Here is a 19008-nt window from a genome sequence, read left to right as displayed (position 1 = left end):
AATTTTGGAAAATAATATTGTTCAAGATGTAAATACACTTATTAAAAGAAGACTTGAGGAATTAGAAGAACTGCAAAAGAAAAATATAGAAACGTTTGCTTACAGTTTTGATGTTGATTCATATTCTCTTGAAATTAAAAATTCTTTCGTTGATGGTGTAGAAAAAAATGTTAAAGCAGCCGGAAGAATTATGGCAATAAGACGCATGGGAAAAGCATCTTTTGCTCATATTCAGGATATACAGGGAAAGATCCAAATTTATATTAAGAAAGATGATGTAGGAGATGATTACGATGTGTTTAAGCTTTTAGATATCGGTGACATCATCGGTGTGGAAGGTTATGTCTTCAAAACAAAAACTGGGGAAACTTCTATCCATACAAGAAAGATGAAACTTCTTTCTAAGTCGATCAGACCAATTCCCATTGTTAAAGAAGAAGTTGATGAAAACGGAAATAAAGTTGTACATGATCAATTTGTTGATAAAGAACTAAGATACCGCCAGCGTTACGTAGATTTAATAGTTAATCCTGGTGTTAAAGAAGTTTTTATTAAACGCAGTAAAATGATTTCATCTCTCCGAAAATTTCTTGATGCTAAAGGATATCTTGAAGTTGAAACACCAGTATTGCAACCAATATATGGCGGTGCTGCGGCAAAACCATTTTCAACACACCACAATGCTCTAAATATTCCGCTTTATTTGCGCATTGCAGATGAGCTTTATTTGAAAAGATTAATTGTCGGTGGATTTGATGGCGTTTATGAAATATCAAAAGATTTCCGAAATGAAGGAATGGATCGAACTCATAATCCAGAATTTACAATGCTCGAACTATATGTTGCTTACAAGGACTACGAATGGATGATGAATTTTGTTGAAGCAATGGTTTCTAATACTTGTATAGAAGTTTTTGGAAAATTAGAATTTGAGATTGAAGGTAAAGTTGTAAACTTCCAATCACCCTGGAATAGAGTTTCTATGGTTGAAGAAATTGAGAAGAAAACTGGAATTAATATTCTTACTGCGACTGATGACGAACTTAAAGCTGCACTTAAATCCAGAGGAATGGAAATAGATCCTAAAGAGGGGAGAGGAAAACTAATAGATGGATTGTTTGAAGTAGCTGTACAGAGCGAATTAGTACAACCAACATTTGTAATGGATTATCCGGTTGAGATTTCCCCGCTTGCCAAAAAGCATAGAAGCAAAGAAGGTGTGGTTGAACGATTTGAAGCATTTGTTTTGGGTAGAGAAATTTGCAATGCATTCAGCGAGTTAAATGATCCAATCGATCAGAAAAAAAGATTTGAAGATCAGGGCAAAATGCGCGAGGCTGGCGATGAAGAAGCCCACCAGATTGATGAAGATTTTGTTAGAGCACTTGAGTTTGGAATGCCACCAACTGCTGGCTTGGGAATTGGAATTGATAGGTTGGTAATGCTACTCACTAATCAATCATCAATTAGAGATGTAATTTTATTTCCATTAATGCGACCAGAAAAATAATTTCAACGAAAATAATTTCTTCAATATGAAATATTCAATCTTTTGGTTGCTCTTGATGATTGTATCAGTTTATCCTTATAAGGAAAATGATTCTACACTGATTGATAAGGTAAAAGCCAAGCCTTTGATTGATTTTAATAGTACTATTTTCCCACATCCTAAAAGGGATTTTACGGGCAAATTAGTCTGTGTAGACGATGACTTCCCAATAAAACTAATTTCGATTAATCCTTTCAAAACAGAAATCAATTACAATATACTTGCCGGAATGGGTGCCTTATTTTTAGGCACGGGTTATTACATAGATTACTACCAAAGAAAAGCCTGGTGGTTAGGCGGGCGCACTAAACTCCATTTACAGAATGATTGGTCTTATGCTTTAAACATTGATAAGATTGGTCACTTCTATGCAACGAATTTATATGCGCATGCATTCTCTGGTGGATATGAGGCAGCAAATATGCAGGCAGAACAATCAACCTGGTTCAGCGCTCTCTCTGCTCTCCTGTTTGAGTTGTATATCGAAACAGAAGATGGATTTCATAAGGATTATGGTTTTAGCCCAGGTGATGCTGGTGGAGATGTTCTTGGAAGCGCATTTTATATAGCTCAATATTATTATCCATTCCTTAAAAATTTTCAACCAAGATTTAGTTATATTCCAACGGAAAAATTAAAACATACACCAAACAAAATTTTTATTGATGATTACGAAGGACAAAAATACTGGATGAGCATGCGGATGAAAAATATTCTCCCAGAGGGAATAGCGGATTACTGGCCTTCATTTCTGAATCTTTCAGTTGGTATGGGTGTTAAAAATCTGAATGGTTCTGGTGGTGGACAAAGGGAATTTTATATTGCTTTCGATCTGGATACTGAAGAACTACCATTGTATGGCAGCTTCTGGCAATTTATGAAAAACTCATTTAATTATATTCACTTTCCAATGCCTGGTATTCGCATAACACCAAATTCCAAATTTTTTGTTCTATGTTTTTAAAGGATTTATATTGAAATATAGCATCATCATTCCAACTTTGAATGAAGAAAAACTTCTTCCAAATATCTTACGTCAAATTAAGGAGAATAAAATCACTTCTCGTTTTGATGCTGAGGTAATAATTTCTGATGGAGGAAGTGAAGATAAAACTTTAGAAATTGTTTCTTCATTTGAAGTTAAGGTTATTGTTCATCAAAACGGAAAAAAACAAAACATTGCGATGGGAAGGAATGCAGGCGTTCAAAAAGCTGAAGGTTCAATTCTCATTTTTCTGGGAGCAGATATTGTCATTCCGGAAATTATTAATTTCTTTGAGTTTATTGAAAAATATTTTAGCGAATCAACTTTTCTTGGAATGACTTGCAACGTTAAAGTTGCGCCAAATGAAGAAAGATTTAGTGATAGATTTTTTCATTCATTTTTAAATTTTTATTTTTATTCCTTAAATGTTCTTGGAATGGGTATGGGAAGAGGCGAGTGCCAGATAATTCCTAAAACAATTTTTGAAAAATTTGGCGGTTACAATGAAAACCTTGCTGCTGGAGAAGATTTCGATTTGTTCCGGCGCATAAGGAAAGAAGGGAATATTTTATATGCAAGAAATCTTTGTGTTTTTGAATCTCCACGAAGATACAGGAAATATGGTTATCTTAATGTGTGTAAATCCTGGTTTATAAATTCATTTTATGTTGTATTCAAAAATAAATCTCTGGCTACCGAATGGGAACAAATAAGATAAAAATCATTTTCATTTTTACTTTTATGCTTCTGTTAAGCACACGTTCATTCTCCCAGGCTGAATATGTTTCTTATGATCATGCTGTATATAATTTTTTGGAAAGAATGGATTCCAGACATTTAATTTCTGATTATAACAGTATTGAAAAACCTAAAACCCGGAAACAAATCTCAAACTACCTTAAACAAGTTATAGAAAACAAAAATTTACTTAACGATGTTGATATAAATATTCTGGAAGATTATAAGAAAGAATTTGAGTTTGAGCTATCCGGTACTTTAAATAATTCTGTTTCCTTAATTGGAAATTCGGAGTACAATTTTCTTTCACAAAAAGAAAAATATCTTTTTTCCATGGTTGATCCGGATAAAGCAGCTTTGTTTATTAATCTTGTTGGACAGGTAAATAGCATTTATGAAAATGATAAATCACTCCAAAAGAATTTTAACGCAGCATATATTAAATATGGTGGACAGATACGAGGAACAGTATTAAATCGATTTGGATTTTATATGAAAGGTACGAATGGAAAAGTTTTTGGTGACAAAACTGCAGCAGAAAATCTGAATGATATAAAGTTCAGTTATAAATATAATACAGATCCATTGGTTCATTCGGCAACTGATTATGTAGATAACACTGAAGGATATTTAACTGCTGATTTTGAGTTGATAAGATTCAAAATTGGAAGAGATAGAAAACAAATCGGTTATGGTCCTGTCAATTATATTCTTAGCGATAATGCTCCACAATTCGATTATATTTCTTTCGACCTGAATATCCAACCTTTAACATTTTCATACTTCCATGGTAAACTTCTTGGCAATTTATCTGCACGAACAGATTCAGTTCAAGGTGGAATAAGAACAGTTAAGGATAAATATATCGGCTACCATCGGATCGGGATTAATATTTCACGGGATATTTCTTTTGGTTTGGGAGAAATGATTATTTACGGAGATCGTTCGATTGACTTTTCCTACCTAAATCCATTTAATTATTATAAAAGTGTTGAGCATGCAAATCAGGATAGAGATAATTCTTTACTTTTTTTAGATGTAATGAACAACTCTATTAAAGGATTAAAATTGTTCGGCTCAATTCTAATTGATGATCTTGATTTCAGCAAGTTGGGTACAAGTTGGTATGGCAATGAACTATTATACAATTTCACTTTGTATTCTTCTAACTTATACGATATAATTCCTATGGAATTTTATGCTCAGTATCTAAGGTGCGAGCCATATGTTTTTACGCATAGGATTAGTAATAACAATTATGCTAATTCAGGTTACAGCTTATCGGCTCCAATCCAGCCAAATAGTGATATGTTTTTATTAAGCGCAAAATATACACCTTACTACCGTTTGCAAATTACATTGGATTGGAATTACTCCCGGCATGGTGCAAACGAATTAAATCCTAATGGAACAATAAAGAAAAACGTTGGGGGTAATATGTTGGTGGGTCATAGAGAATTTGATGGAATGTATGTTAACTTTTTAGAAGGTGATAAGGAATATTACCGAAGCATAACTTTTGGTGCTGCATTCGAACCAATTAAAAATTATTTTTTTGGTGGTAAGTTAAATTACCAGGTTAATTCATTACAAAATTCAGTAACTCAAAAATTATTAACTGGTTATTTAGTTATTGATCTTAGAATATAACGGAGAACTTTAATGGATTTGAAAAAAATAAAATTTCCTTATATCGGAATTATTGTATTAGCTGTTGGAATTCTACTTGGAATTGAAATTCAAAAAGTAATTTCCAGTGATAATCTTCGTGAAGGTTTACGGAAGTTTAATGATGTTCTTACTTATACAAATAAATATTATGTAGATTCTGTTGATTCCCAAAAATTAGTTGATGCTGCAATAAATGGTATGATGGATTCATTGGATCCACATTCCGTTTATATCCCTGCTAAAAATATGGAAGGAATAGATGAACAATTCAGAGGAAATTTTGAAGGAATTGGAATTGAATTCCAGGTTGTTAATGATACACTAACTGTTGTTTCTGCAATCAGCGGCGGACCGAGCGAAGCACTTGGAATTATGGCAGGAGATAGAATAATTAAAATAAACAAAAAGGAATGTATAGGTATTACCAATGAACTGGTGAGGCAAAAACTTCGTGGTGCTGCTGGAACTAAAGTAATTGTTTCTATTTATCGTCCCGGAGTAAAAGGAATTAATGACTACATTATCACAAGAGATAAAATTCCACTCTATTCTGTAGATTCACATTTTATGTATGATGAAAAGACTGGTTATATAAGTGTTTCCCGTTTTTCTGAAACAACAACAAAAGAAGTTGTTGATGCTCTGAACGATCTGCAAAAGAAAGGAATGAAGCGTCTGGTGTTTGATTTAAGAAATAATCCGGGAGGATATTTAACCCAGGCATTTCAAATTGCAGATCTGTTTATTGATGATGATAAAATGATTGTCTATACCAAAGGACGAAAGTCTGAATTTAATGAAGAATTTCATGCCAAAATATCATATCCATATGAAAAAATTCCGCTCATAGTTCTTGTTAATGCAGGAAGCGCTTCGGCAAGTGAAATTGTTTCTGGCGCAATTCAGGATTGGGATAGAGGTATGGTTGTAGGTGAAACTACTTTTGGGAAAGGATTGGTTCAAAAGCAACTTCTGTTACCAGATAACTCTGCAATTAGACTTACAATATCTAAATATTACACACCTTCCGGAAGGCTTATCCAGAGAGATTATAAAGATAAAAAAGCGTACTATTCTGATGTCGCCAATAGGGTAGAAGGTGAAGTCGATAACCTAGAACATAAAGTAGAAAAGGATTCAACTAAACCGATATATAAAACTAAAGGTGGTAGAATTGTTTATGGTGGTGGAGGTATAACACCGGACTACATCGTCAACTCAGATAAAATTCAGGGTTATTCTGTTGCATTGAGAAGAGCAAATATTTATTATCAATTTGTACTTGCTTACATGGATAAGAATGGTGAGCAAATCAAAAAGAAATATCTAAAGAACTTTCAAGGATTTAATAAGGAATTTAAATTTTCTGACGGTGATCTGAATGATTTAATAAAATTTTCTTCAAGCAAAAATATTGAGTTCAATAAGGAAGATTTCAACAAGGATAAAGAATTCATACGTATACAATTAAAGGCATACATAGCACGCGATCTCTGGAAGAACGAAGGTTGGTATCAGGTACTATTAGGAATTGATAATCAGTTCAAGAAGGCAGTTAATCAATTTACTGAAGCTGAAAAACTTGCAAATCTATAAGTGATCTAATGAAAACAATAAAAAATATTTTGTTGATAATTCTGTTTTTTTATTTTTCTGGTTTTAGTGACAGATCATTTTTAAGTGAGTCCAATTCTTCAACCAGAAATATTCCAAAAGAAATGCAGGTAAATGAAGATATTACTTATGTAGTTAAGTTCGGCTTTATTAAACTTGGAGAAGTTCGTTTAGTAATTCTTGAGAAAAAAGATAATAAGGGACAAGCGTTTTTCAAATCAAAAGCTTACATAGATTCATATGGTGGAATTCCATTCGTCAGCATCCATCAGATTTATGAAAGCAACTTTACAAGTGATCAATACTCAACTTATTTCCGTGCAACAGAAAAGGAAAAGAATTATATAAAATTCACAGAGTATTTTTTCAAATATGAAAAGAACAGACTTGAAGTAAAAAAGGGAAAGTTCAATCCGTATCAAATGTGGACTGATTCAACAACAAAAATAACTAAGAAATTTCAGGATGGGCTTTCTTTGTTTTATTTTGCACGTTTAAATACCGGTCAAATTAAAACGGTAAACATTCCTTGTTTTGTAACAGAAAAATTTGAAACTACAGTTATAAATTTTTATAATAATATAGAAAAAATTGAAATTGATGCAGTTGATTATGACATAGCTTGTGTTAAGCTTGATGGTTATACAACATTTAAGAGCATATATGGTTTAACTGGCGAGTTTGAAGGATGGTTTACTAACGATAAATATGCTGTTCCAACTATTGCAAGAATGAAAGTTTATATTGGAAGTGTAGCTCTTGAATTAAAGAAATGGAAAAAACAGGATTGGAAACCTCCAAAATACAGTTAGCAAGTACTGGAAAATTATTTCCTTATCAAAATTTGTATCCTGAAATTCATTCATCAGTATTTTTAGCCGATGGAGTAAAAATTATTGGGGATGTAAAAATTGGCATGGATTCCAGTGTGTGGTATAATACAGTAATCAGGGGAGATGTTCATTATATTAAAATTGGCGACACAACTAACATTCAAGATTGCAGCATGTTACATGTTACAAATGGAAAATATCCATTGAACATAGGAAATAAAGTAACAATCGGACACAGTGTAAAATTGCATGGATGTACAATAAAAAACAATTGCCTTGTTGGTATTGGTGCAGTTGTGTTAGATGGTGCAATTGTTGAGGAATATTCTATGGTGGCTGCGGGAGCGGTTGTTAAACCAAACTTTGTTGTTCCAGTTGGAAAATTAGTTGCTGGTGTACCTGGAAAAATTATAAGAGATTTAACTAATATTGAAATGGAAGAATTTGAAAAATCAGCTTTACGTTATAAACATTATACAGAGCTAACCGTTGAATCATTATTAAAAACATCAAAATAAAATTATGATTGTTAAATTTTGGGGAACAAGAGGTTCTATACCAGTACCTGGAGCAACAACCATAAAGTATGGTGGTAATACTCCCTGTGTTCAAATTATAACAAAGGAAAATGAATGTATTATTTTAGATGCGGGTACCGGTATTAGGCAATTAGGAAATCACTTGGTTAAAGAAAATCAATTTAAACGGCTTAGTATTCTCATTTCACATAATCATTGGGATCATATACAGGGAATTCCTTTTTTTCTTCCATTGTTCAGAAAAGAATTTTCTGTAGATTTTTATTCTAATCCAGAAAGTGGAATAAACTCAGAATCAGTTGTTGATGCACTTATGAATCCCACTTTTTTTCCTGTAGATAAAGAAATATTCAATGCAAAAATCTCATACAATTCCATTTATGCCAGTCAAATATTTACAATTGGCAACACTTCAATTGAAACAATAAAAGTTAACCATTCAAATGGAACGCTTGCTTTTAAAATTACGGAAGGTGATAATTCAGTTGTTTACATGACCGATAATGAAATCAAATATGATAAACAAAATGATTCAATTGATGTTAACAGTTTAAATATTTTAAATAATGACCTGATCAAATTTTGTAAAAATTGTACTTACCTGATTCATGATTCAATGTATACTGTAGAGGATTATAAAAATAAACTTGGATGGGGGCATTCAAATAATATATCTGCGGGTTATCTTGCGCTTATAGGTGATGTAAAAAACTTAGTTCTATTCCACTTCGATCCAGATTACACTGATGAAGTTATCGATATATTGTTTTTTGAAACAAAAAATCATTTTGAAATAAATAATTCAAAAATTAATTGCATTGCTTCCTGGGAAGGACTTGAATTAGAAATCTAAATTTATATTTCCTATATTTTGAATGTTTGTTTATATAATTATGATTGCAAGTGATTAAGAATTTTTTTGTTACTGTTGAAAAGAATTTACCTGGAGTAAATAAACAACTCGTACATAAGATTGTGAATATATTGATGGAAGAATTAAATTTTACTATTCAGTCAATGGAATTAAATTTAATATCAACACAAACTATTCAGGTTATAAATAAAAAATATCTTAAACATAATTACCCGACAGATATTCTGACATTTAATTATTCTGGTTCTGAAAATAATTTAGAAGGCGAGATATTCATTTCGGTTGAAGAAGCAAAACGCAACGCAAAAAAATTTAAGTGTTCATTTGAGCAAGAAATTGTTAGATTAATTGTGCACGGTTTTCTTCATTTAATTGGTTACAATGATGATAAACCAAGTAGAAGAAAAAAAATGGAAATAATAGAAGATCATTTTGTTGCTTTTTTTCATCTTTTAATAAATGGTAAAGAATTGATATATGACAGCAGAATTTGTTGAAGTGCTTGCAAAAATACTTGATGGATTAGACAAAAACTTTTCACTTGAAGAAGTAAATAAAAAGCTTTCAAAAGAGAAAAGTCTTAACAAGCAAACAATTAGTGCTGCTTTTAGCTGGTTGTATGATAAAAAATTAAATAAATTTAATGGGAAGTTTAAATTAAAGAGAAATAATTATCGCTTTTTGTCAAATGAAGAAATAAATTTTCTGGGAGCTGAAAATCATAATTATATTTCTCATTTAATTAATGTTGGATTGATAAATGCATCCGATCTAGATTCAATTCTAGACCAACTTTTTCTGTATCCGGGTGAAACTATCACAAAGGAAGAAATTAACTGGATAATACTTTTTTCTTTGGTTGATTTCAGTGAAGATGTGCCCCCAGGCAGCAGATTTCTACTCTACTCTTCAGATACTATTAACTAAAGGAAATTTAAATATGAGCAAAAATCTTGTTTTGGTTGAATCACCTTCCAAAGCTAAAACAATAAACAAGTACCTTGGTAAAGATTACCATGTTGAAGCAACAATTGGACATATCAGAAATCTGCCTAAAACTAAATTAGGTGTTGATGTTGAAGATAATTTTAAACCGCAATTAGTAAACATTAGGGGCAAGGGCGATATAATTAAAAAAATTAAATCGTTAGCATCTAAAAGTAAAAATATATTTATAGCTACCGATCCTGACCGCGAGGGTGAAGCAATAGCCCAGGATATTGCTGATGTAATTAATGGAACAACTAAAGCAAAAATATTCCGGGTTTTGTTTAATGAAATTACTAAGAATGCCGTACTTAAAGCAATTAAAGCTCCACTTGAAATTGATACTCGCCTGGTAACATCGCAAAGAGCAAGAAGAGTGATGGACAGAATTATTGGTTATAAAATTAGTCCTTTGCTTTGGAAATATATCGTTAGTTCTTCGGATAATGCCTTATCGGCTGGTAGAGTTCAATCTGTTTCTCTTAGATTAATTTGTGAACGAGAGGAAGAAATAGCTAATTTTATTCAAACTGAATATTGGGCAATCTGGGCTATTTTCCGCACTGATAAGAATGAAACATTTAAAGCCAAGTTAGCAGAGATTGATGGTAAAAATATTAGATTACAACCTAAGCCTGTGATGTCTGATGAAGATTGGCAGGAATTCCTTAAAGTAAATTTTGCAATTAATAATGAAACAACTGCCCAGGAACTTTTGGAAGAAGTTGAAAGTAAAAAAGAATTTGTAATTTCTGACATAATTAAAAAAGAGGGAAGAAGAAACGCACCTCCACCTTTTATTACCAGTTCACTTCAATCAGAAGCTTCTAAAAGTTTACGTTACAGACCAAGACAAACTATGCAGCTTGCGCAAAATCTTTATGAAGGAATAGATTTAGGCAATGAAGGTCTTGTTGGTCTTATTTCTTATATGCGAACTGATTCCACCAGGATTAGTTCGGAAATATTAACTGATTTACGTGAATATATTGTTGCTACTTATGGTGAAAAATATCTACCCGAAACTGTTAAAAGTTTTGAAAAAAAGAATGATACGAATGTTCAGGATGCTCACGAAGCAATTCGTCCCACTTCTTTAAAATATACACCGGAATTTGTTAAACCATTTTTAGAACCAAAGCAGTTTAGATTGTACGAACTAATCTGGAAAAGGTTTGTTGCATCTCAAATGAATTCTGCCATTGTTGAAACTACAACAGTTGAAGTTAGAGCCGACAAATTTTTGTTTAAAGCTTCCGGTACTGCAATTAAGTTTGATGGCTTTATGCAAATTTATGATGAACAAAATGAAGAAAGTAATGGCAAGGATGAAGGAGAAAATGATTTAATTCCTTCAGGATTAGAACAGAATCAGAAAGTGGAGTTGAACGATTTACATAAAACTCAACATTTTACAAAACCGCCGGCACGTTATAGTGAAAGTTCATTAATAAAAGAATTGGAAAGTGAAGGAATAGGAAGACCCAGTACCTATGCGCTTATAGTTACAACTATCCAGGATAGAAATTATGTTGTAACCGAAGAACGCCGACTTAAGCCTACTGATTTAGGAAAAAGAGTAAATGAAATCCTGGTAAAGAGTTTTCCAGATATATTAAATGTTAATTTTACTGCTAAGATGGAGGGAGAATTAGATTCAATTGCACAAGGTGAAATTGATTACACAACAGTACTGAATGACTTCTATGTTCCTTTCTTGAAAGATCTTGAAAAAGTTGAATTGACTGTGGAAAAAATTTATTGCGAAAAGTGCAATAGTGAAATGATTATGAAAGTTGGAAGGTTCGGTAGGTTTTTAGCTTGCAGTAATTATCCTGAATGTAAAAACATAAAATCTCTTAAAGAAATGATGGGAGATAAAAAAGACGAAGTGGAATTAACAGGAGACAAATGCGAGAAATGCGGTTCGAATACAGTTTATCGGGTTGGAAAATTTGGTCGATTTATTGGTTGCGAAAAATATCCTGATTGTGATTTCATTAAAGCAATTACTATCGATGTAAAATGCCCTAAATGTAAAATTGGAGATGTTACAGAAAGAGTTTCCAAACGAAGGAAAGTTTTTTATGGGTGTACTCGATATCCCGAATGCGATTTTGTAACCTGGCACAAGCCAGTAAATGGCGATTGTCCAAATGGCGATTCAACTTATATGGAAAAAAGATATAGCTCTAAAAAAGGTGAATATCTAAAATGTCCAACTTGCGGCGAAGAAGTAATTGTTGAAGAAAAAGATCAAGTAACAAATGATAATTAAAACAGGTGTAGAATTTTTCCTTGATGATATTCAGAAAGTTAGGAGATATTCCATTCAAACGCATCGGGCATATAGGAATGATCTCTTTCAATTTGTTTCATTTTCTAATGAACATGAAAAATTTGAAATTGAAGATGTTAGTGAAAAACTTATTCGAAAGTATGTTATGGTACTAAGTGAATCTAAGTTAACAACTTCATCCATTTCAAGAAAATTATCGTCACTAAGAAGTCTTTTTGATTTTTTAATAAAGAATGATTATGTTTCTTCAAATCCATTAAGTTCAATTGTAGGTCCTAAAATTAAAAGGAATCTTCCTGAAGTAATTTCTTATGAAGAATATCAAAAGATTCCTGAAGAAATTGAAAAGCAAAAAAGAATTACTTTTCAAAAAAAAGAGGAGCAGAACTCATCGGATACAGATAATTTTAAGTTGATTGTTGCAGTGTTGGAATTACTTTATGGTTGCGCTTTACGTGTTTCTGAAGTGTGCAATTTAAATTATGGCGATGTTGATTTTACAAACAATTCTATTAGAGTATTCGGTAAAGGATCAAAGATGCGTATAGTTCCAATCGGAAAAGAATCAATTTCAATACTAAAAAAATATTTAATCACACGGGAACAATTGGTGCATAAATCACCATTATTAATAACAACAAACAATTTACGAATTTATCCCAGATACGTTCATAGAATTGTAAATAAATACTTATCAAAAGTATCTGATATTAAAAAAAGGAGTCCACACGTTTTAAGGCACTCTGCAGCAACACATATGCTTGATAGAGGTGCCGATCTTTTAGCAGTCAAAGAAATATTAGGTCACGAAAATCTATCAACTACACAAATCTATACGCATGTAAGTATAGAGCGGTTGAAGCAAATTTATAAACAAGCTCATCCCAAATCATAAAAAAAGGAGCTCATATGAACATTCAAATTACTTCAAGAAAGTTTAAGGCAAAAGATTCCCTAAAGGATTTTATTGAAGCAGAAGTTAGTTCCTTGGAAAAAATAAGTGATGAAATTCTTGATGTTGAGGTTATTCTTAGTTTCCAAAATAATAAAGACAGTGTAAAAGATGCCGAGATTATTTTAAAGGTACCTCATAAAATTTTAAAAGCTACGGCATCTACGGACGATTTTAATAAATCAGTTAGTATTGTTATAGAAAAATTAGAACGGCAAATAACTAGATTGAAAACTAAAAGAATTGATAATAAAAGAGTTGAAAAGATTAAATGATCAAAATCCAAAACAAACATATTGTAAAAAAAGAACATGTTACAGTGGATTTTTTGTACAAAATTGTTAAAGATAAATTTCAATTATCTTTATTTACAAATACTTCTGGATTTGATAGAAAAATTTATGAAAATCATCTTCACAGACCCGGACTTGCATTAGCCGGGTTTGTTGAATTGTTTTCATATACCCGCGTTCAGATATTTGGAAATACAGAAATGAAATATTTAAATCAACTTGATGAACCAGCTAGGATTGAAACTTTAAAAAGAATTTTTCAATTCGATATTCCCTGCATAATTCTAACTGATGGCAATAATCCTTTTGCAGAGATGATTGATTTAGCAAATGATAACAACATTCCAATGTTTGGAACGAAATATTCTACAACAAAAATTTCCTTCCTAATCAGTGATTTTTTAGATGATCAATTTGCTTCCCGTGTTTCTATTCACGGTTCCTTTGTAGATGTTTATGGTATTGGTATTTTGTTTATAGGTAAATCGGGAATAGGGAAGAGCGAAGTTGCATTAGATCTTGTTGAAAGAGGGCACCGGCTTGTTGCAGATGATGTAATAATTGTTACAAAAAAGGGAGAAGGCATTTTAATCGGCTCCGGAACTGAATTAGTTAAACACTTTATGGAAGTTAGAGGAATTGGTATAATTGATGTTAAAAGTATTTTCGGTGTTCGCTCTATAAGATTTCAGAAGAGATTAGAAATTATTGTTGAGTTAGAACTTTGGGACGATAAACAAGAGTACACGCGTACTGGACTTGAAGATAAAACAGCAAATATTCTGGATGAAGAAATTCCGTATATTAGATTACCAATTATTCCAGGTAAAAACATTACTGTAATTGCAGAAGTAATTGCATTGAACTATTTATTAAAACATTATGGTTATGAACCTGCTAAGGTTTTACAAAAAAGATTAGAAGAAAAAATTGCAAATAAGGTAAAATTGGAGGATAGAAGGTTTATTGACTATTTTGAGCACGATTTTGAGTAAAAATTAAAAAATTTTTAGCTTGACATATCGCTCATATTTTAATAATTTCGCCTACGATTATGAATAAATTTTATTACTTTTCCAAATCAAAATTAGAATTCGTTGAAATTAAGAATTTACCGAAAAAGTTCGCTTTATCGGTTATAATTTCAACTTTTATCCTTTTGGGTGTACTCATTGGTGGATATTCTATAGTAAACTCATTCTCTAATTCTGGTTCCGAAATTGATAATTTAAGATCAGAAAATAAAGAATTAAGTAAAAAATACTCTGAGATAGTTTCTTTGTATAAAGAAATTAGTGGAGATTTAGATAGTTTATCAAAATCAAATGATGATTTGCGAATTGCCGCAGATTTACCACCCATTTCTGCTGAAGAAAAAATATTAGGAACAGGTGGTAATGCTTTTGATAATTTACTTTCAATTGTTAAAGGAAGTTCTAAAATCAATATTGATGAAATTCAATCGTTTATAAACGGTGTACAGAAAAAAATAGAGTTTGAAAAGAATAATTATTTAAATATTTCAAGCAAGTTAAAAGAAAATAAAAAATTCTATGCTGCAATGCCCGCCATTAAACCAACAACTGGCACTTTGGGATTACATGGATTTGGAATGAGAATGCATCCCATACTTGGAATTAATCGAATGCACGAAGGTGTTGACATTCTTACTAATGTTGGAACACCAGTTAAAGTTACAGGATCTGGTAATGTTGATTTTGTTGGTTATAAAGGTGGTTTAGGTCTTTGTATTGAAATTGATCATGGTTTTGGATATAGAACAATTTATGGTCACCTTTCAGCTACGGAGGTTAGTGTTGGTCAAAAAGTTTCCAGAGGGCAAATTATAGCTAAGACCGGTAATACTGGTTTATCAAGTGGTCCGCATTTACATTATGAAGTACAACATAATGGTATTAAACAAAATCCAATTGATTTTATTTTTGATGATCTTGAAGCATTTGATCTAACGAGAAAAAATTAGTATTTAATTACCGGAGAAGGATTTAATGATTTGGACAGTTGAATTAGCATCATATTTAGATGATGCACCTTGGCCCGCGACTAAAGAAGAATTACTTGATTATACCGAAAGGATTGGGGCTCCTATTGAAGTTATTGAAAACCTTCAGGAACTTGAGGATTCTGACGAACCTTATGAATCTATTGAAGATATTTGGCCAGATTACCCAAGCGATGAAGACTTCTTTTATAGTGATGATGATGATAATTAGTTTATCAAATCTTCTAAGTACCTCAGTTTTTTTAAAATGATTGATAATTGGAATGACGTTTATGGGCAGCAAAAAGTAAAGGAATGTCTGGATAGAGTTTTGCAATCTTCGCAAATACCTCACGCATTTCTTTTCCAAGGTCCCGATGGCATTGGAAAACATTTTACTGCAATTCGGTTTATACAATTACTTAATTCTAATCAAACATTTGAGAAAAATAGTTTAGTCTCTTCAAAAATAAAAAATTTTTCTGAACCATTTGTTAAGTTGATAATCCCACTACCACGAGGTAAAAGCGAATCACCAACTGATTCACCATTAGATAAACTTAATAAAGAAGTCTTAGAGATTTTAAAAAGTGAGCAACAAATCAAAATTAATAATCCTTACTATAAAATAAACCTACCAAATGCAAACAATATAAAAATTTCCAGCATAAGGGAAATTAAAAATTTCTTATCATATACTTTTGATGAGGCACAATACCGGGTAATTTTAATTGAAGATGCTCATTTGATGAGTGATGAATCGCAGAACGCATTATTAAAAAGCCTGGAAGAACCTCCGGAAAAAGTTATATTCATTTTAATTACTAATCAACCAGAAACACTTTTTGAAACGATAAAATCTCGTTGTTGGCAAATCAACTTCGATCCATTAGAACCAAATGATATTAGCGAAATTTTAATTAATAATTTTAACATTCAAAAAAACCGAGCTGATTCTGTGGCTTCTTTTGCCTCTGGATCGGTAACCGAAGCAATCGAATTATTAAATCATAATTTCGAGCATTTAATTAATTTAACAATAAACATTCTGCGCTTTTCATTAACACATAAAATCCACTCAGCCATTAAGGAACTAAATCAACTTACTTCAGAAAATTCTTCTGATTCCATTAAACTCGTTATTAAAATGATTATCATTTGGTTAAATGATATTCAAAAAGAACGTTCTGGAATTTCAGATTTTTATTTTAACAATAATATTGAGAATCTTAAAAAATTTAATCATAGCTTTCCAAGTGTACAAATAAATACTTCAATCGTTATTTTAAATGAACTTCTAAAGATTTTAGAAGGCAATGTTAACTTGAATATTGCTTCATTGAATCTTATATTTGAATTGACCACACTACGATAATAGGATTAACCATTGGATGAATTAGAATACTCTTTAACCGAAAGTAAAAGTCATTCAAAACTTGAAATAAATAAAAATTATATTCAAGACCTCTTCCATGATTTTATAGCACAAAATCTTTCTTCTCCACAAAATAAAATTATTGATTGCTTAGATGAAGGGGAGGAAAGTTTTACTTTAGTACCGATTGATAATCGATTGATTATTGAAGCCAGATGTGGGGGAGTAATGAACATTTTTTATTGCCATGCTACACAAGAACTTGTAAATGAACTGAAGCAAGGTGATTCAGTAATTATCAATTGTGAAGATGTAACAGAAATGGCAACGATTAAAGAATTAGGAAAAATAGTTGAAGTAAAAAGACAAAGATTGGGTTTGTCCGGAGAATATTTGCCTAAATTAATTCGTAAGGCAAATAGTGAAGATTTATTAATTCAGAAAAAAAATATTGAAAATGAAGAAACCGCCAAAGAATCATTTAAAGTAAAATCTTTAAAATATAGTCTTGCAATGAAACTTGTTGAAGTACATTTTCAATTTGATCGAAATAAATTATTCTTTTTTTATACTGCCGATGGTAGAATTGATTTTCGTGAACTTGCAAAGGACCTAGCTTCTGAATTTAGAACAAGGATTGAATTAAGGCAAATTGGCGTAAGGGATGAAGCAAAAAGAGTAGGTGGCATTGGCATTTGTGGAAGGGAATTTTGCTGTTCTTTATTTCTTTGTAATTTTAAAAGGATCACAACTCAACTTGCTACGGATCAAAATATTGCACCTAATTTTTCTAAATTAAGTGGACCATGCGGAAAATTAAAATGTTGCTTATCATTTGAAATAGAATATAATTATTTAAATCAATAAATGAGTTTGATCTAAAAAGGTCATTCCCGTGAAAACCTGCTTGCAGCAGGCAAGCGGGAATTTAAAGAACCTGGAATTTTGAATAGATTTCCACTCCCGCCTACAGCTGGCAGGTTCGTGGGAATTACAATTTGAGTATTTGGGTTTTTTAGAGTGGACTCATCAGTAAATTTTTTTTACAGCATTTTTCTTTCAACTATCTTTTTCTTATACTATTAATTATTTCAAACGATCGAGGGCAAAATTGAGAAAGGTTGTAATTACTTCAGCTAAGAGAACTCCAATTGGTTCATTTCTTGGTAGTTTGGCAAAATTTAATGCACCGCAATTAGGCAGTCTTGTTATAAAATCAATACTGGCTGAAACTGGGATTAGCAAAAATTTAATAGATGAAATAATTTTAGGTAATGTATTAACAGCTGGATTAGGACAAGCTCCTGCACGGCAAGCTGCATTGTTGGCTGGGTTACCGGATAGCGTCGAATGTTTAACGATCAATAAAATGTGTGGGAGTGGATTAAAAGCTGTTATGCTCGCTCACCAGGCTATTGCTTTAGGGGATGCTAATATAATCATTGCTGGCGGACAGGAAAGTATGTCCAATGCTCCTTATCTTATTCAAAAAGCAAGAAATGGTTTACGACTTGGACATAGTGATATTCTTGACTCCTTAATTTTAGATGGATTATGGGATGTTTACAATAATATTCATATGGGAACTTGTGCAGAAACTTGCGCCAGCCAGTTTAATTTTACAAGAGAGAATCTTGATAAATATGCTATCGAATCATACCAAAAAGCTATCGAAGCTCAAAACAATCATAAATTTAAAAACGAAATTGTACCGATTGAAATAATTCAGAGTGGTGAAAAAAAATTCTTTGCTGAGGATGAAGAACCTAAGAAAGTTAATTTTGAAAAAATACCTAAACTTAAACCTGCTTTTGAAAAAAATGGAGTACTAACAGCTGCTAATTCCTCAAAAATAAATGATAGTGCAGCAGCTCTAATAATAGTGTCTGAAGATAAAGCATTGGAACTCGGTTTAACTCCTTTAGTTGAAATTGTTGCTTATTGTTCGATAGCAAAAAATCCAATTGATTTCACAACCGCACCAGCAGATGCTATAAGGAAAGTATGTAACAAAGCTCATTTAGAACTATCACAAATTGATTTGTTTGAAATCAACGAAGCTTTTGCTGTTGTTTCTTTAGCCGTTAATAAAATTCTGGATTTAGATCCACGCAAAGTAAATATTAATGGCGGTGCTATTGCATTGGGACATCCAATAGGAGCAAGCGGTGCTAGAATTTTAGTAACATTAATTCATAGCCTTTTAGCAAATAAGCTTAAATACGGATTAGCATCTCTTTGTATTGGCGGTGGTGAAGGAATTGCATTAATAATCAAAAGCTACGAAAAGGTTTAAA

Annotated in this window: 19 protein-coding genes; all 19 read left to right on the top strand. The window is 31.8% G+C overall.

Features of this window, described 5'->3' with window-relative positions; translation table 11 throughout:
* Window positions 1-4: 4 nt before the first annotated feature.
* The 19 genes from lysS (at window position 5) to NTX22_06740 (ending at window position 19007) form a co-directional block, all read left to right on the top strand.
* Entirely contained in the window at window positions 5-1510 is a 1506-nt protein-coding gene (gene lysS / locus NTX22_06830) for a lysine--tRNA ligase (GenBank protein ID MCX6150219.1), read from the top strand.
* Between the two features lie 55 nt (window positions 1511-1565).
* On the top strand, window positions 1566-2513 hold the full coding sequence (locus NTX22_06825) for a DUF2279 domain-containing protein (protein ID MCX6150218.1): 948 nt from the start codon (window positions 1566-1568) through the stop codon (window positions 2511-2513).
* Window positions 2514-2523: 10 nt separating this feature from the next.
* Window positions 2524-3252: a glycosyltransferase gene (locus tag NTX22_06820; GenBank protein MCX6150217.1), complete on the top strand. Its 729-nt coding sequence runs from the start codon at window positions 2524-2526 to the stop codon at window positions 3250-3252.
* The gene (locus NTX22_06815; protein MCX6150216.1) at window positions 3234-4922 is read left to right on the top strand and encodes a hypothetical protein; all 1689 of its coding nucleotides are present in this window, start codon (window positions 3234-3236) and stop codon (window positions 4920-4922) included. The genes NTX22_06820 and NTX22_06815 overlap by 19 nt, the downstream gene beginning before the upstream one ends.
* A 12-nt stretch (window positions 4923-4934) precedes the next feature.
* Window positions 4935-6539: a S41 family peptidase gene (locus tag NTX22_06810; protein ID MCX6150215.1), complete on the top strand. Its 1605-nt coding sequence runs from the start codon at window positions 4935-4937 to the stop codon at window positions 6537-6539.
* A gap of 8 nt (window positions 6540-6547) precedes the next feature.
* On the top strand, window positions 6548-7369 hold the full coding sequence (locus tag NTX22_06805; GenBank protein MCX6150214.1) for a DUF3108 domain-containing protein: 822 nt from the start codon (window positions 6548-6550) through the stop codon (window positions 7367-7369).
* Window positions 7330-7908 carry a gamma carbonic anhydrase family protein gene (locus tag NTX22_06800; GenBank protein ID MCX6150213.1) on the top strand — a complete coding sequence of 193 codons (579 nt, stop codon included), beginning with the start codon at window positions 7330-7332 and terminating at the stop codon, window positions 7906-7908. The genes NTX22_06805 and NTX22_06800 overlap by 40 nt, the downstream gene beginning before the upstream one ends.
* Before the next feature lie 4 nt (window positions 7909-7912).
* Window positions 7913-8782: an MBL fold metallo-hydrolase gene (locus NTX22_06795; GenBank protein MCX6150212.1), complete on the top strand. Its 870-nt coding sequence runs from the start codon at window positions 7913-7915 to the stop codon at window positions 8780-8782.
* Between the two features lie 50 nt (window positions 8783-8832).
* Complete coding sequence (gene ybeY, locus NTX22_06790; protein MCX6150211.1) at window positions 8833-9300, top strand: rRNA maturation RNase YbeY; 468 nt, start codon at window positions 8833-8835, stop codon at window positions 9298-9300.
* Window positions 9281-9730, top strand: coding sequence for a DUF494 family protein (locus NTX22_06785; GenBank protein ID MCX6150210.1), 450 nt, complete (start codon window positions 9281-9283; stop codon window positions 9728-9730). The genes ybeY and NTX22_06785 overlap by 20 nt, the downstream gene beginning before the upstream one ends.
* Window positions 9731-9743: 13 nt before the next feature.
* Window positions 9744-12068 (top strand): type I DNA topoisomerase, encoded by a 2325-nt coding sequence (gene topA / locus NTX22_06780; GenBank protein ID MCX6150209.1) that lies wholly within the window; start codon window positions 9744-9746, stop codon window positions 12066-12068.
* Complete coding sequence (locus NTX22_06775; GenBank protein MCX6150208.1) at window positions 12058-12984, top strand: tyrosine-type recombinase/integrase; 927 nt, start codon at window positions 12058-12060, stop codon at window positions 12982-12984. Before topA ends, NTX22_06775 begins: the two co-directional genes overlap by 11 nt.
* 14 nt (window positions 12985-12998) lie before the next feature.
* On the top strand, window positions 12999-13316 hold the full coding sequence (raiA, locus tag NTX22_06770; GenBank protein MCX6150207.1) for a ribosome-associated translation inhibitor RaiA: 318 nt from the start codon (window positions 12999-13001) through the stop codon (window positions 13314-13316).
* Window positions 13313-14329, top strand: coding sequence for an HPr(Ser) kinase/phosphatase (gene hprK / locus NTX22_06765; GenBank protein MCX6150206.1), 1017 nt, complete (start codon window positions 13313-13315; stop codon window positions 14327-14329). The genes raiA and hprK overlap by 4 nt, the downstream gene beginning before the upstream one ends.
* 59 nt (window positions 14330-14388) lie before the next feature.
* Window positions 14389-15318, top strand: coding sequence for a peptidoglycan DD-metalloendopeptidase family protein (locus tag NTX22_06760; protein ID MCX6150205.1), 930 nt, complete (start codon window positions 14389-14391; stop codon window positions 15316-15318).
* A 25-nt stretch (window positions 15319-15343) separates the two neighbouring features.
* Window positions 15344-15568 (top strand): DUF2795 domain-containing protein, encoded by a 225-nt coding sequence (locus NTX22_06755; GenBank protein ID MCX6150204.1) that lies wholly within the window; start codon window positions 15344-15346, stop codon window positions 15566-15568.
* Between the two features lie 36 nt (window positions 15569-15604).
* A complete protein-coding gene (locus tag NTX22_06750) occupies window positions 15605-16711 on the top strand; it encodes an AAA family ATPase (GenBank protein MCX6150203.1) in 1107 nt (368 codons plus the stop codon).
* Between the two features lie 12 nt (window positions 16712-16723).
* Complete coding sequence (ricT, locus tag NTX22_06745) at window positions 16724-17578, top strand: regulatory iron-sulfur-containing complex subunit RicT (protein MCX6150202.1); 855 nt, start codon at window positions 16724-16726, stop codon at window positions 17576-17578.
* 244 nt (window positions 17579-17822) lie between these two features.
* Entirely contained in the window at window positions 17823-19007 is a 1185-nt protein-coding gene (locus NTX22_06740; protein MCX6150201.1) for a thiolase family protein, read from the top strand.
* The last annotated feature ends 1 nt before the right edge of the window (window position 19008 follow it).

The sequence above is a fragment of the Ignavibacteriales bacterium genome (genome assembly GCA_026390815.1).
Taxonomy (GTDB): Bacteria; Bacteroidota; Ignavibacteria; order Ignavibacteriales; family SURF-24; genus JAPLFH01.
Note: the sequence above shows the minus strand (reverse complement) of the source record. Positions and strands in the feature narration are given on the sequence as shown.

Excerpts from the sequence above, each read along its gene's own strand:
- NTX22_06825 (MCX6150218.1), top strand. The coding sequence starts at position 1,566 with ATGATTGTATCAGTTTATCCTTATAAGGAAAATGATTCTACACTGATT.
- NTX22_06815 (MCX6150216.1), top strand. The coding sequence starts at position 3,234 with ATGGGAACAAATAAGATAAAAATCATTTTCATTTTTACTTTTATGCTT.
- NTX22_06810 (MCX6150215.1), top strand. The coding sequence starts at position 4,935 with ATGGATTTGAAAAAAATAAAATTTCCTTATATCGGAATTATTGTATTA.
- NTX22_06805 (MCX6150214.1), top strand. The coding sequence starts at position 6,548 with ATGAAAACAATAAAAAATATTTTGTTGATAATTCTGTTTTTTTATTTT.
- NTX22_06800 (MCX6150213.1), top strand. The coding sequence starts at position 7,330 with ATGGAAAAAACAGGATTGGAAACCTCCAAAATACAGTTAGCAAGTACT.
- NTX22_06795 (MCX6150212.1), top strand. The coding sequence starts at position 7,913 with ATGATTGTTAAATTTTGGGGAACAAGAGGTTCTATACCAGTACCTGGA.
- NTX22_06785 (MCX6150210.1), top strand. The coding sequence starts at position 9,281 with ATGACAGCAGAATTTGTTGAAGTGCTTGCAAAAATACTTGATGGATTA.
- topA (MCX6150209.1), top strand. The coding sequence starts at position 9,744 with ATGAGCAAAAATCTTGTTTTGGTTGAATCACCTTCCAAAGCTAAAACA.
- NTX22_06775 (MCX6150208.1), top strand. The coding sequence starts at position 12,058 with ATGATAATTAAAACAGGTGTAGAATTTTTCCTTGATGATATTCAGAAA.
- raiA (MCX6150207.1), top strand. The coding sequence starts at position 12,999 with ATGAACATTCAAATTACTTCAAGAAAGTTTAAGGCAAAAGATTCCCTA.
- hprK (MCX6150206.1), top strand. The coding sequence starts at position 13,313 with ATGATCAAAATCCAAAACAAACATATTGTAAAAAAAGAACATGTTACA.
- NTX22_06760 (MCX6150205.1), top strand. The coding sequence starts at position 14,389 with ATGAATAAATTTTATTACTTTTCCAAATCAAAATTAGAATTCGTTGAA.
- NTX22_06755 (MCX6150204.1), top strand. The coding sequence starts at position 15,344 with ATGATTTGGACAGTTGAATTAGCATCATATTTAGATGATGCACCTTGG.
- NTX22_06750 (MCX6150203.1), top strand. The coding sequence starts at position 15,605 with ATGATTGATAATTGGAATGACGTTTATGGGCAGCAAAAAGTAAAGGAA.